This is a genomic window from Candidatus Methylacidiphilales bacterium, assembly GCA_028713655.1.
In the GTDB taxonomy this organism is placed as follows: domain Bacteria; phylum Verrucomicrobiota; class Verrucomicrobiia; order Methylacidiphilales; family JAAUTS01; genus JAQTNW01.
The window spans coordinates 12,978-25,775 of the sequence record JAQTNW010000015.1 but is presented as its reverse complement, the minus strand read 5'-3'; the positions used below and the strand labels follow the sequence as shown (position 1 = coordinate 25,775).

General features: G+C 54.7%; 16 protein-coding genes. 6 read left to right on the top strand and 10 right to left on the bottom strand.

All coding sequences use genetic code 11. The features are described from left to right. Positions 1 to 19 precede the first annotated feature (19 nt). The 9 genes from PHD76_06510 to PHD76_06470 form a co-directional block, all read right to left on the bottom strand. A complete protein-coding gene (locus tag PHD76_06510) occupies positions 20 to 643 on the bottom strand; it encodes a hypothetical protein (GenBank protein MDD5261486.1) in 624 nt (207 codons plus the stop codon). After that, positions 640 to 1,167: a GspMb/PilO family protein gene (locus tag PHD76_06505; protein ID MDD5261485.1), complete on the bottom strand. Its 528-nt coding sequence runs from the start codon at positions 1,165 to 1,167 to the stop codon at positions 640 to 642. Before PHD76_06505 ends, PHD76_06510 begins: the two co-directional genes overlap by 4 nt. Further along, complete coding sequence (locus tag PHD76_06500; protein MDD5261484.1) at positions 1,145 to 2,404, bottom strand: hypothetical protein; 1,260 nt, start codon at positions 2,402 to 2,404, stop codon at positions 1,145 to 1,147. The genes PHD76_06505 and PHD76_06500 overlap by 23 nt, the downstream gene beginning before the upstream one ends. Beyond that, a complete protein-coding gene (locus PHD76_06495; protein ID MDD5261483.1) occupies positions 2,389 to 3,315 on the bottom strand; it encodes a type II secretion system protein GspK in 927 nt (308 codons plus the stop codon). The genes PHD76_06500 and PHD76_06495 overlap by 16 nt, the downstream gene beginning before the upstream one ends. Next, a complete protein-coding gene (locus PHD76_06490; GenBank protein ID MDD5261482.1) occupies positions 3,312 to 3,986 on the bottom strand; it encodes a prepilin-type N-terminal cleavage/methylation domain-containing protein in 675 nt (224 codons plus the stop codon). Before PHD76_06490 ends, PHD76_06495 begins: the two co-directional genes overlap by 4 nt. A gap of 215 nt (positions 3,987 to 4,201) precedes the next feature. Further along, a complete protein-coding gene (locus PHD76_06485; protein MDD5261481.1) occupies positions 4,202 to 4,597 on the bottom strand; it encodes a hypothetical protein in 396 nt (131 codons plus the stop codon). Then, complete coding sequence (locus PHD76_06480; GenBank protein MDD5261480.1) at positions 4,594 to 5,124, bottom strand: prepilin-type N-terminal cleavage/methylation domain-containing protein; 531 nt, start codon at positions 5,122 to 5,124, stop codon at positions 4,594 to 4,596. The genes PHD76_06485 and PHD76_06480 overlap by 4 nt, the downstream gene beginning before the upstream one ends. Positions 5,125 to 5,210: 86 nt before the next feature. Further along, positions 5,211 to 5,657, bottom strand: coding sequence for a type II secretion system major pseudopilin GspG (gene gspG / locus PHD76_06475; protein ID MDD5261479.1), 447 nt, complete (start codon positions 5,655 to 5,657; stop codon positions 5,211 to 5,213). A gap of 53 nt (positions 5,658 to 5,710) precedes the next feature. Next, complete coding sequence (locus PHD76_06470; GenBank protein ID MDD5261478.1) at positions 5,711 to 6,781, bottom strand: hypothetical protein; 1,071 nt, start codon at positions 6,779 to 6,781, stop codon at positions 5,711 to 5,713. Between the two features lie 222 nt (positions 6,782 to 7,003). Here PHD76_06470 and PHD76_06465 point away from each other — a divergent pair, with 222 nt between their 5' ends. The 4 genes from PHD76_06465 to PHD76_06450 all read left to right on the top strand — a co-directional run bounded on the left by PHD76_06465 (position 7,004) and on the right by PHD76_06450 (position 10,527). Then, the gene (locus PHD76_06465; GenBank protein MDD5261477.1) at positions 7,004 to 7,879 is read left to right on the top strand and encodes a carbon-nitrogen hydrolase; all 876 of its coding nucleotides are present in this window, start codon (positions 7,004 to 7,006) and stop codon (positions 7,877 to 7,879) included. 12 nt (positions 7,880 to 7,891) lie between these two features. Next, positions 7,892 to 8,968: an agmatine deiminase family protein gene (locus tag PHD76_06460; protein ID MDD5261476.1), complete on the top strand. Its 1,077-nt coding sequence runs from the start codon at positions 7,892 to 7,894 to the stop codon at positions 8,966 to 8,968. Between the two features lie 298 nt (positions 8,969 to 9,266). Further along, the gene (locus PHD76_06455) at positions 9,267 to 9,776 is read left to right on the top strand and encodes an RNA polymerase sigma factor (GenBank protein MDD5261475.1); all 510 of its coding nucleotides are present in this window, start codon (positions 9,267 to 9,269) and stop codon (positions 9,774 to 9,776) included. A gap of 4 nt (positions 9,777 to 9,780) precedes the next feature. Then, the gene (locus tag PHD76_06450; protein ID MDD5261474.1) at positions 9,781 to 10,527 is read left to right on the top strand and encodes a hypothetical protein; all 747 of its coding nucleotides are present in this window, start codon (positions 9,781 to 9,783) and stop codon (positions 10,525 to 10,527) included. A 406-nt stretch (positions 10,528 to 10,933) separates the two neighbouring features. Here the strand turns inward: PHD76_06450 and PHD76_06445 are convergent, their stop codons facing one another. Further along, positions 10,934 to 11,359 carry a hypothetical protein gene (locus PHD76_06445; protein ID MDD5261473.1) on the bottom strand — a complete coding sequence of 142 codons (426 nt, stop codon included), beginning with the start codon at positions 11,357 to 11,359 and terminating at the stop codon, positions 10,934 to 10,936. A 547-nt stretch (positions 11,360 to 11,906) separates the two neighbouring features. On the opposite strand from PHD76_06445, the gene PHD76_06440 reads away from it, so the two are divergent. Both PHD76_06440 and PHD76_06435 read left to right on the top strand, forming a co-directional pair. Further along, positions 11,907 to 12,419 (top strand): DoxX family protein, encoded by a 513-nt coding sequence (locus PHD76_06440; protein ID MDD5261472.1) that lies wholly within the window; start codon positions 11,907 to 11,909, stop codon positions 12,417 to 12,419. 36 nt (positions 12,420 to 12,455) lie between these two features. After that, positions 12,456 to 12,740: a hypothetical protein gene (locus PHD76_06435; GenBank protein MDD5261471.1), complete on the top strand. Its 285-nt coding sequence runs from the start codon at positions 12,456 to 12,458 to the stop codon at positions 12,738 to 12,740. The last annotated feature ends 58 nt before the right edge of the window (positions 12,741 to 12,798 follow it).

Genomic DNA, 12,798 nt, shown 5'->3' with positions numbered 1-12,798 from the left:
CTGATTTTTTCCACGGGTTCTAAGACCCCGACGACTGCGAAGGAACTGTAAAAGGGCGGCGTATGAACCGCTGGGGCGGCGGCGGCGGGGTTGACTGTGGCTGGACATTCACCGGGCTCGGGATCTGCACCTGCGGCGGATGGCCCTGGTTGTTGAATATGGGTTGGCCCGGCACATTCATGGGTGACTGGCCCGTCACCTGCTTCAAATAGTCCATGTCATAATGCAAAGAAAAAGTTTCACCGCTTTTGCTCAGGTTGGCCACCACCTTGCTCAGATCGTCGGACGTCTGCAACGCATCGAGCTTGACTCCCTGGGCATTCACCTGCCTGGAAATCAAAAACCGTTCCTTGTTTTCCGTATCGTAAATCGAAACATAGGGTTCGTCGCCGATTTTCAAGACCCCCGTCAGCTTGAATTTGTCCGACAACCCGCCTGTCGGCCCCGCATCGGGCACCGAAGAAAGGGTAAACGGGGACTTTTTCCAGACCGGTTCATACCGCTCAATGGGATAAGCTTCCGGAATCACGACTTCGCCGGCACAAACTGAAAAGGAAACCAGGTATCCGCCTAACAGCACAAGGCCAAAAATGAAAGGCCGTCCGCCGGTTTGTTTCCCGGCCTGCATTGCTATTTTTTTCATGGTTTCAAGGCATACCATCTGGCAATCGTGAGATTACATATGACCTTAGGCGGTTCCGCGTCACTTTTCAAAGTCAAACTGGTTATGGCTTGAAAGCGTTCGGGAGCCTGCAACCCCGCCAGCCACCTGACCACAGGCTCCAGGGAACCCCGTACTTCGATCCGGACGGACGCCTCACGGTACTCGGCCTCCGTTCTCGGCTCCAGGAGCTTTTGGTCCGTGATGGTGATTTTATTCTGGCGGGCGCCTTGTTGCAGAAATTCGAGCAACCGGGCGCTGTCCTGGCCCGAAGGATCCGGCTTGGGCTGGTTGCGGTCCATCCATTCCTTGCGTTTGAGCCACAAATCCTTCTGCCCCATCCAAACCCGCGCCTCCCGCCGTTCAAGATCCAACTTGCGGACGGTTCTCTCCAATATCTGGCGGTTTTTTGACAGCAGGCTGAACCCAAACAGATTCAGCGCCAAAAACAAAAGCACTGTAAAAACCAGCAACAGACGCTGTTCACGGTTTGTGACTTGGCGCATACTTTGATTTCCCTTCTATTCGGAACTGGGCGGTGTCATTGGTCAAAAGCTTCGGAGGCGGCATATCCCACGCATAATCCCCCAACTCGGGGTCTTTTTTCAAATCATCAAGGAATTTGTAGGCCGCCGCCGAATCCTTCGCCTCCCCCACCAAAAGCGCCTGTTTTGGCTCCTGGCTGAAAGTGACGAGCCGAACCCCTTCTGCCGGCAAATGCCGGGTGCTGCGGTAAAGAATTTCCACCGGATAGCCTGCGGGCATAATCGCGGCTTCCAAAGCCTCCCATCTCTGCGCGGCCTGCCGGATGGTTTCAACTTCCACGCGGTTCCGGGCCAATTCGGACTCCAATCCGTGTTTTTTCCAGAACAGCCAGCTGACCTGTCCCAGCGCTGCCGCCAGCAAGAGCAAATATAAAACACCCGCTCCGGCCAGCATCCGCAGATTGCGCTTTTTTTCTTCATTTTGCTGATGGCCGGCCTTGACTGACGCCGGCAGCAAGTTGCGCTTTTTTTCAAAAAGCCGGGGCTGCGGCCGTGGGGCTTGCGCGGTTTCACAGCCGAAAACACGGCCCAGTTCGCGCAAGTCCGCCTGCGAAAAACTTCCCCACGCCGTAACGCCTTGAATGGCCGCCAAAGTCCCGTCGCCCTCCAAAGCCAGCATGCTGCAAAGCGCTTCCTGCACCACATGGCCAAACAAGGAATCCGAAGGCAGCGACTGCGCATAAACAAGTTCGCCGTCCCTCGAAAAGGCCATCACAAACCTCCCCAATTCCCTCCACAAAAACAATTGATTGCCGGACAACGGAAGAAAATCGGCCAAAAGGCGGTAATCGGAAAGCCGGTTCACGCAGAGCTCTTCAGGAAAATCACCCCGAAGCACCGTCACCGCCAACAGCGACCGCTCGTCCTGCCGGGCAATCACATGAAAATCGACCGGCTCTCCCGGACGCGAGCGGGATACCAGCCCGCGTTTTTCGAGTTGAAGCCAGAGCATGTCTTCCATGACAGAGCGATCCACCGTCGCCAGCCAAATCGGAACCACCACCACCTCCTGCACGGGCAGGGCCAGAATGGAATTTGCGCGCAACCGTGATCCAGCCTGCCCGGGCGGGCAATTCCCTTCGGCCAATGAAGCGGACGAAGAGTCAAGCGCCCAAATTTCCCACGACTGCTCACCCGGAAGCAGCACCCGGGCGCCTTCCGCCTTGCCGGTCTTGGGTGCTCTTATTGCTCGAACCATGACAGATACTGTATCGGGTTACTATTCAGATGAGTCACGACAATAATTGTGCGTTTATAAGAACCAACCATCCCTGTGCTTTCGATGCGGCGGTAGTCACTTTTCAATGTAATGCGGTCTTGCAAGGCCTGGAAAGCGGCATTCGTCAATCCCAACGACGACTGTACCTGTGAAAGATCCTTTAATTCAACGTCATCATCGGTGTCAACCACCCCATCCGGGCCCAGACGGTATTGGACCAGATTTTCGGCCTGCCGGGCGCCCACATTACAAACCGCTTCTATCAAATCCGCCGGCGCTTCATTCAAATCCAGCTTTCCGTCGCCCCAGACCGTAAAGTAATTCTTCCAGTCCGGCTTTGCTTTGGCAACCACATCCATGCCCAAAACCATCTCCATTTCATCGACAGACTGGAACGGCCGGTTGGGCGGCAGGTCAGGCAGTCCGATGGCTGCATATTCCGGCTGCTCGGCGCCATTCAGGCGTTTGAGGGAATCCGCATCCACCCAGTCCATCAAACAATCCACTGTGCGCATGGCATCCTGGCTTTTTACCCCCCATTGGTCAAAAAGATCCAACAGCACATCGCGCTGGTCCCGCAGCAGAACCACGTTGATATTCAACCGCGCCCCCTCGCTCCTGAGCTTTACGTCGAACGATTCGGAGGCATCAAAAGTCTGGTGAAGAACGCTTTCCCTCTTCCTGACTTTTGGATGCAGCCCCAGCGCAATGCCGGACTCCGCAAGCTGCAGCGCCCTGAAATCTTTTCCCTTCGTTGCGGCTTCATCGAACCCGATATTCACAAACTCCACCACACCCAAAATGGCAGCGGACATGATGGCGATGGCCCAAAGCACAATCAAAAGGGCCGAGCCTTTTCTTCGGGTAAAAAATGGGGGGCGCGCTTTCATGGGTTCGGAGTCGGTGGGTTGGAGGCTTGCGGGACCATTGCCTGCGCTTCAATCGGGACCACCCAAAACACCACAACCAGGGGATCCTCATCCCCGGGCAACAACAGCTTCATTTCAATCGCAGTCGGCCTCCCGGACCCGACCGGTAAAATATCCATCCACATGGCCGATCTTGCATCATAATAACGCCATTCGATTTGAGACACGTCCGGAATCAGGGTCAGCCAATCCTCCGGCTTGCTTGCGACAACCGGATCCACCGCAGGGTTCTTCGGGGCCGAAACGCGCAAGAGCCCCAGGCTAAAGCGGCCGCCGATTTGCGGCCTCAACCCAATGACGCTGATCGTGTCATAATCCTCGACTTTGCCCCAAGCCAGCGATTCCGGCGCCTTGCGGATCAGAATCTCAGGCAGAACCGCGCCCGAGTCCTGCCTGACACGCCCCTCGAGGGAAGCCTGCGCCGGCAGCATCCGGAAGGTCTTGCGGCATAATTCAATGAAGCCGTCGATTTCCTGCTGGCGCGACTGTTCCTCGCTCAAAACCGAAACTTCTGCGATGGTCCCGCGCAGCACGGCGAAAATACTGCCGGCAATGATGACCAGAATGGCCATCGCAACCGTCACCTCCAGCAAGGTGAAGCCGCGGGCCGATTTGGAACTATTTTTTTTCATCTGCGTTTACGAGCGGTCAAAAAATTGCCTGGTGCATTTCTCGCGCAAAGTCGCGAAGACGCCAAGGACACAAATGGAGGGATGACCTCTGTGTCGTCCCGTTTATATCCCTCCACTTTTGTTTGAGTTGGGATTTCAATCTTTACATTGAATCTATTTTTCTTATCCGTGCTCATCCGTGTTATCCGTGGTTAAGAATGTTCCCCCTTCGGTCTCTACGGCTGGTACACATAGATTTCAGCCTCCTCCTCCTGGTCCACCGTTCCCTCTTTCCAGTGCGCCTTCAACGTAACCCGGTAAAGATTCGCAAGTGCAATTTTGTCGTCATTGGACAATTCCAAAGGGGCGATTTCCTGTTCATACACGACACCGTTGGGGTCCGGATCATCCTTGCTCTTGCCCGGAGCCAACGGACGGATCCGGATTCCCGACAGCCTGGACTCAAGCTCAATCCGAACCGCCGTGACTTTGCGCGCACGCGTGAACGAGTGGGCCATGTCGTTCAGCGCCACCACAAGCCCGACGCCGGCCATCGCAAAAATACCCGCGGCAAGCATGACCTCGAGCAGGATATAGGCCCGTTTTCGCGCGGATGCGGTCCGTGTTTTCATGGCAAATTAAAACTTTCGTCCTGCTTGTTGGCGGTCAGAGGATTGAAAGTTTCCTCCAGCCACGCCTCGTCCTTTTCGAATCGAAACCTGTGCGGCGCGCACAATCCTGTGGACGGGAATGTCCAGACCCGCTGCTCTTTCAGCTCATCCCACTCATCCGCCCCCCAAAGCTTGACCCGGAATTTGACGCCCTCCGGAAACCGGTATTCCAGTGTCTTCCCCGCACTTGCATCCGAATCTTCCGGCGGCTGCGCCCCTGCCACCACATCTTCCGGCTGCGCGGGCTGCAACAGAATGGAGTCCGACTGCAAAATAATTTCGTACTCGCGATTTTCCTGCATTGCCTGCCTTCGCGCCGTTTTGGCAAAAAGAGCCAGCTTGCGGCCGGCGTTCTGGAGTTCCTCATTCTTAAAGGCGTCCCGCGCCAAACCCGCCGCCATCGCAAGAACCAAGGACGCAATCAACATGACAATGACCAGTTCCATAAGGGTGAAGCCCCCGATGACACGGGACGTACAACTCCTCATCTTGAAATGAGTGGAATAAAATGTCTGGGTTCCCGGCTGGCGAGAGAATCTCATCGGGAATCCATACGAAGGGACAACGCCAGGCTTTACCAGTTGCCAACGTCGTCGCTGCTTTCAACACCATCCGGTCCCAGCGAATACAAATCAAACCCGTCCGGGTTATGTTTGCCTGGGTAAACGTATTGATAGGGGTGACTCCAGGGATCAAGTGGGACATCCTTCATTAACTGAGACCAGCGCTTGGGCACAGGTTCCGATTCTGGTTTTTTTACAAGAGCCATTAATCCCTGCTCCGTGGTGGGTAAAAAACGGTTGTTGATCTCATACATTTTCAACGCGGAGGTAATGGAGCTGATGTCTCCGTCCACACGCTGCATTTTAGCTCCACCGACGGCTCCTGTTAAGTAGTAAATCGCGGACCCCATCAGCACGGCGATGATTCCCAGCACAATCATGATTTCGAGCAGAGTGTAGGCCTGGCGCCCGCGCCGGCCCCTCAAGTAAGATTTCATCCGGCTGCTGGAAAGTTTCATGGAGATTGTTTTCATAGAAGGTTAAATCAAGCTTGCCCCAAAACGCCAAAACTTCAAGGAATAGGAGCGGGCTGTTCCCCGCCCATGGAAGGAGTTTGGCCGCCTGTCGGCGCTGTTTCGGATACAAGCGGCGGCGGAGCAGCCACGGTCGGATATTTCAGTTGCAGCTTTAAATTTTTCAATGTCAGCGGGATATTGGACAACCCCTCGTCCTGCCACGAAAACTGCAATCGGTTGTTGCCAGCCTGCAGCAGCCCGTTCGGAACAAGAATCGCGGCCTTTTGCCAGCCAATATAACTGGTCTTGCCGTCCTGTGATGTTTGGTAGCCCGGATCGGTCAAATCAGGGACCGGAAGCGACAGCAACCCGGCCACTTTGCCATTCACCCAAAGTACCATCCGCTGGTCCAAAGGCACTCCCAGCAATTGCGCTTCCACCCGCGCCAGCGCAGGCACCGCTTCCAGCTCAACTCCAAATTCAACACCGTCCCCAATCGATTCGACCTTTTCCGTTATCGGCGCCAAAATAATGGATCCCTTCCATTGGTCCGAATCGGGAAGTATGGGGTCCCCTGTAAGCTCTTGTACCGCCAAAACCTCACCGGTCGCTCCCACAGCCCCGATCCGGATCCCCGAATCCATGGAAACAGGAACAGCCTGAGGTTTCAACCAGTCCCACCGGATGCGGCTAATCTTCAAATCCGGCTGGCCGGCTTGGAACGACAAAACCCCGCCCCCTTTCAGCAAGGACGCGGAAAGAAGAATGGTTCTCCGATTGGTTAGTCCCTTGGCAACGCCTTCATACAAATTCTGGCTCAATAGAACGGGAGCTGAAGTCCCGCCCGAGTTCCCGGATGTCCCCGGGACCCAATAGACACGCAGGAAACCCCCGTCCACTTCCTGAAAAAAGAGAGTCAGCAAAAGGTCGCGCGAATCATCCACGGGCGTAATTTGAAAATCCTGCCTGCCGAAAAAGTTTGAATCGATTGTTTGAGACACCACTCCGACCCACACCGGGGCGGGCGTTGGCGAGGCAAAATCATACGTCCAGGAAGACAAATCCTCCGCGGATAAAACGGACGTCAGGAGCACCGCGCATACGGCAAGATTTGCCATTAATTTCATAAGTCGATAGCGGTGGATGTGAATATTTTTAAAAGGCCAGCAACGCCATGCAAGCCTACGGGATGCCCCGGCCAAGGTCAATCCGGCATATTCAAGGACGTGGACGCTTTTTGCGCCTTTGCGTCTTGCGCCCTCTGCGTTAAATGCTTTTGTTTCCCCATCTACACTCATCTCTGCCATTTGAGGCTTGTCGAAAAGCCCTGAAGCGACAAGCATTTCCCGATGGCTGAGAAAAATATCGTCAACCTGGGTCTGGTGCAGTTCGCCTGCTCCGACGACCCCGCTGCGAACCTGGCGAAAGCGGTCGAACTCTCCCGTGCCGCGGCACAACGCGGCGCGCAAATCATCTGCCTCCAGGAGCTGTTCCGCACAGAATACTTCTGCCAAAAAGAAGATATCCACCTCTTTGACCTGGCGGAACCCATTCCCGGCCCCAGCACGGAGGCGCTTTCCGAAATCGCCCGGGAACACAAGGTTGTCATCATCGCCAGCCTCTTCGAAAAGCGCGCCCAGGGCCTCTACCACAACACCGCCGCCGTAATCGATGCCGACGGAACACTGCTCGGCATTTATCGGAAAATGCACATCCCCGACGACCCGGCCTTTTACGAAAAGTTTTATTTCACGCCCGGCGACCTCGGCTTCAAGGCCTTCACAACCCAATACGCGCGCATCGGCGTACTGATTTGCTGGGACCAGTGGTATCCCGAAGGCGCCCGCCTCACGGCCCTGCAGGGAGCTGACATTTTATTCTACCCAACCGCCATCGGCTGGGCCCAGGGCGAAAAACCCAATATCCGCATATGCCAGCACGATGCCTGGCAAACCATCCAGCGCAGCCATGCCATCGCCAACGGCGTCTTTGTCGCCAGCGTCAACCGAGTGGGCGTCGAAAACGGCCTGGAATTCTGGGGCGGCTCCTTTGTCTGCGACCCGTTCGGCGAAATCCTCAAGGTCGCCTCGCACGACAAGGAGGAAATCCACATCATCCCCGCCGACCTCAACGAAGTGGACCTCACCCGCCGCCACTGGCCGTTTATCCGCGACCGCCGCATCGACGCCTACCAGCCCATCACCCAACGCTATCTCGACACCTGACAATATCCATCCATGAGCACCACTCTTCCCGGCGTTTATCAGGCCGACAGCTTCGACTTTTCCGGCTACAGCATGCCCGCGGAATGGCATCCCCATGACGCCACCTGGCTGGTCTGGCCCGTCAACATCGAGACCTGGCCGGAGCACATGGAAGAAGCCCGGCAGGTTTATGTGCAAATGATCGAGGCGCTGACACCGCATGAGCGCGTCTATCTGCTCATCGGCACTTGTGAGAATGCGGAGGAAATCCGCGGACGCCTCGCCGCTTCCAAGGCCAACATGGCCAATCTCAAAATTTGCAACATCCCGGTGAACGATTCATGGGTGCGCGATGCCGGCCCCATCTTCGTCAAAACCACGCAACCCGGCAAAGCGCCCTTGCTGGCGCACGATTTTATTTTCAACATGTGGGGCGACAAATACCGGCCCTACGATCAGGACGACCTCATCCCCGAGCACGCAGCCGCGCTGCTGCAGGTTCCCTGTGTCAAACATTCGATGGTGCTGGAAGGCGGCTCCATCGATGTGAACGGCAATGGAACGCTTCTGACCACCCGGCAATGCCTGCTGAATCCGAACCGCAATCCCGCCCTCACCCAAAAACAAATTGAGGACAACCTGAAAAAATATCTCGGCGTGCAACAGGTGCTCTGGCTGGAGGAAGGCATCGACGGCGACGACACCGACGGCCATGTGGACGACATCTCGCGCTTCGTCAATTCCCGCACCATTGTCACCGCGGTCGAGGCCAACAAAAACGACGCCAACTACGGGCCGTTGCGTCTCAATCTGGAAAAGCTCACAACGTTCCGGGACCTGGACGGCAGGCCGTTTGACGTCATCGAACTGCCCATGCCGGAACGCATGCTCCACGGGCCGTTTGGGCGCTCGCCCGCCAGCTACGCCAATTTCTACATCGCCAACAATACTGTACTGGTTCCAATCTATTCCGCGCCTAACGACCAGGAGGCGCTCGACATCCTGAAAAAATGCTTTCCGGACCGCAACGTCATCGGCATCGAATGCACCGCGCTCGTCAACGGCCTCGGCTCGATCCACTGCGTCACCCAGCAGCAGCCAAGGCTGTGAGCCAATCCCCTCTATTCAAGAGGGGCGGAAAGAGAGCCTGGCGAACGCTTCGGGGTGTGTGGATGGCTGCAAGCTGTTTTAAACCTTTGCTCTTGTTATCCGTGTTTATCAGCGTGCATCCGCGGTTCAAAATGTGTTTCTTTCATGCTGTTCGCAGTTCGAATGTTCTCCATCCGAATTTATCCGTGCCATCCGTGGTAAAATTTTGGCCCCGCAGTAACACTTGTGATTTGTCCGCGATTCAATTAGAACCTGACCCAACACCCGCCACATGGATAACCCGGACTTTGAAGCAATCGTGAACCTCTATTACGGGGATCTCTACCGCTTTGCCTACAGCCTGGCCAAAAACCCCGACGACGCCTGCGACCTCACCCAGCAATGCTTCGCCATCTACGCCGAAAAAGGCCATCAGGTCCGCGAAAAAGAAAAAATCAAAAGCTGGCTGTTCACCACGCTTTACCGCGATTTCCTCCGCCAGCATGAACGCGGCAAGCGTATGGTCAGCAGCGAGGACACACTGGAGGAAATCCCGGAGACAGCGACCGAATCCAGGGCGGAACGGGAATTTGAGCACACCGAGCTGCTGGCTGCGTTGCAGTCCTTGAATGAATCGCACCGTTCCATTCTTACGCTCTTTTATCTGGACCAATGTTCGTACAAGGAAATCGCCGAAATCCTCGATATTCCCATCGGCACAACCATGTCCCGGCTCTCCCGGGCCAAGGATCTGCTGCGGAAAAAATTAGAGGCGACTACCGGTGGAATAAAACCCGATCCAGACTCCTCACACAATCAGAGTAAATAGGATCATGAATAGCGAACACGCCAAAGCCATTTTAAGCGCTTACCGCCCCAGTGGAGCGGAAATGGCGGAGCCTGATTTTGCCAAGGCTCTGGAACAGGCGCGCATCGACCCCGAACTCGGCCGCTGGTTTTCAGCGCAACAGGCCCTCGACACCCAAATGCGCCAGGCCCTGCAAAGCGTCCAGCCCCCGGCGCATTTAAAAGGATCCATTCTCGCGGCAAAACCGATCCGCGTCCGGCGTTCCCGCTTTCATCTTTCAAGACCGGGAATGCTCGCGCTGGCCGCCTGCATCGTGGCTTTGCTCGGCGCCGCCAGCTTGATGCTGCCGCAAAAATCCCAGCTCATGACCCTGGCTTCCCTGACGGGTGAAATCGTCCGCATGACGAACGAAGATCGGATTACCGTGGCCGTCTCAAATGAGGACTCCGGAAAACTCAACCAATGGCTGGCCGTCCGGAATGCTCCCCACGACTTTGAATTTCCGCCCGGTCTCGCAGGCAAGTCCAGACTGGGCTGCCAGGTTTATTCCATCCACGGAAACAAAGTTTCCCTCGTTTGCACCCGATTGGAGGGAGGCCAGGTGGTTCACTATTTTGTCATCGACCGCAACCGCCTGAAAGATCCGCCTCCCATCGGCAAACCTGTTTTTGAACAGTCGGACGGAATTTCCTTCGCCACCTGGTCGGATGCCAAGAGCACCTTCGTCATGCTCCACGCAGGCGACGTCAGCGACCTGCGCAAGCTTTTGTAATTTCCAAACGAACATCAACCGCAGAGACGCTTCGACATGGCATCCTCCAAATGTCGACGCTTCATCGAGGCTGCATGTAGGTACCGCAGGTGGGACATTTAGGATTGGCGCCGGAGCCGTTCTCGATACTGATTATCATTCCACAGGTCGTACACCTGTATGTGCGTATCAGTCGCCAGATTAGATCAATAAGAAGCTTTTTCATTGGCTTCCTGTCTTGTTTTGTGTTTTAACTCGTAGCATAACTTTTTGGTGTTATCAATCTCATTTATGTTGAGTGGGCGCGTTTCTTCATTAGCCTTTCAACCCGTCCTCTGCCTTCTCAGTGACCATCTCGACTTTGCTGGGGCCTTGAGTTTATCATGACTGAGGTCACTGTAAATGCACGCTTTCAGCAAGTAGTAGGTCAGCTTGAATCTTCGATTCCGAACATTTTATTCACCATCCTTTTTGCGGGGTTCAAATTAAATTCTGGTTGTAAGGCCAAGATTAGCAGCAACTCCAATACAATTCTATCCGTTTGATGCTGGACCTGCATAAAGCGCACTTCATCCCATTTTCTCCACCACTTTTTCTTCTTATGCGGTGAGGTTTGGTCATACAGCCTTCTTTTGAAATGTCTGCGGGATTGGCCTACATATAGAGCCTTGAGAGCCTTGAGAGCCTTGTCTTTAGAAAAAAAGACATATACCGCCCCCGATCCATTATCACCCAATTTTTTAGCTGTGCGGAAATCGGATCGTGATTTAGCCTCAGTAGAGCGGAGAAACCACATCTTCGCATTTCGTACCGTAGTCTTCAGCGATTTTACGGTTTCTTTGGCGGTTGTCATTCACATATCAATCTAACAGAGCAATAATTTCCTTCAAGCTCCAAACGTGATCCGCAGTGCCAGCTTCCATCGCCGGGGTAACGCACAAGACCTGGTGAATCCAGCAAAGTTGTAGCGCATGAATGGACAGCAACCGCATGTTCCAAATTCTCAACCCTCTTTGAAAAAGCTTTTGTCAGACGTGTGAACCGCTGCATGGACATGCGCATGGTCAAATTCTGACGCTCGTAAAGCTGGTTGAGACATGGGCAAAATCAGGTTTTCCGGCCACCTTGGCAATGCGTGTTCCAATGCACTGGGCCGGACTACCCTTTAGCGTCCATGGCATCTCAACATCTGCGTAAATTTGTGTTATCTGCAGTTAAACTTCACCTTCCCCCTTCGCGATCTTCCTGTAAGAACCTGCTTTAATTCCCAGGTAACAATCCTGTTACAAACAGCCGCCCCGGCTTGTGAGCCCCTCTTTTGCAGTTAATTTGTAATTCTAATGGAATAAAAAGGCGGCCTAATCATTCTGATCTATCGAAACCACCCAAGAAAACAGAATATGAACAAGTCCCTGCTCAACCTCACAACCAATAGCTACCGCCGCCTCATTTGCGCCGCCTCAAGCCTGCAGCCAATCTTCCTTCTCGTCATCCGTCTCTACTGGGGTTGGCAATTTTTCATGGCCGGCAAAGGCAAGCTCGGCGATATCGACAAAGTCGCGGGCTTTTTCCACAACCTCGGCATTCCGTGGCCCACGCTCAATGCTTACCTCGCCGGCTCAGCGGAATGTTTTTGCGGTTTGTTCCTCCTGCTCGGCTTCGCTTCGCGCCTCGCCACCCTGCCCCTCATTTTCACCATGCTCATCGCCTACCTGACCGCTGAAAACGAGGCGCTGCGCAGTATTTTCAGCGATCCGGACAAATTCACCGCCGCAACACCGTTTCTCTTCCTGCTTACCGTCGTCATCATTTTCCTCTTTGGCCCCGGCCCAATCTCCGTGGACGGCCTTTTAAAGAAATTTTTTGCCTGTGGGCCCTGTAATTCAACAACCACGGACCCGCAGTCAAAATAAAACAACACAACAACCAAACAGAAGGATAAATAACACATGAAGACCCAGAATACCGCGAAAGTCCTCCTCGCCGGCGCCGCCATTGCAGGTTTGCTCGGCGGAACCACGGCCCGCCTGCATGCCGCTCAAACCAACACCAGCTCCGGCTCCAACATGACAGCCGGCGTAATGGCTGATGATTCCGACAAAGGCAAGCACGGCTGCAAGGGCGCAAACACCTGCAAAGGCCAGGGCGGATGCAAATCCGGCGACAACGGCTGCAAGGGCAAAAATTCCTGCAAAGGCAAAGGCGGCTGCGCCACCGACGGCAGCAAGGGATAATTTAAAAGACACCCAATAAAGAGAGAGCCGGGGCTTCCATGCTCCGGCTCTCTCTTCA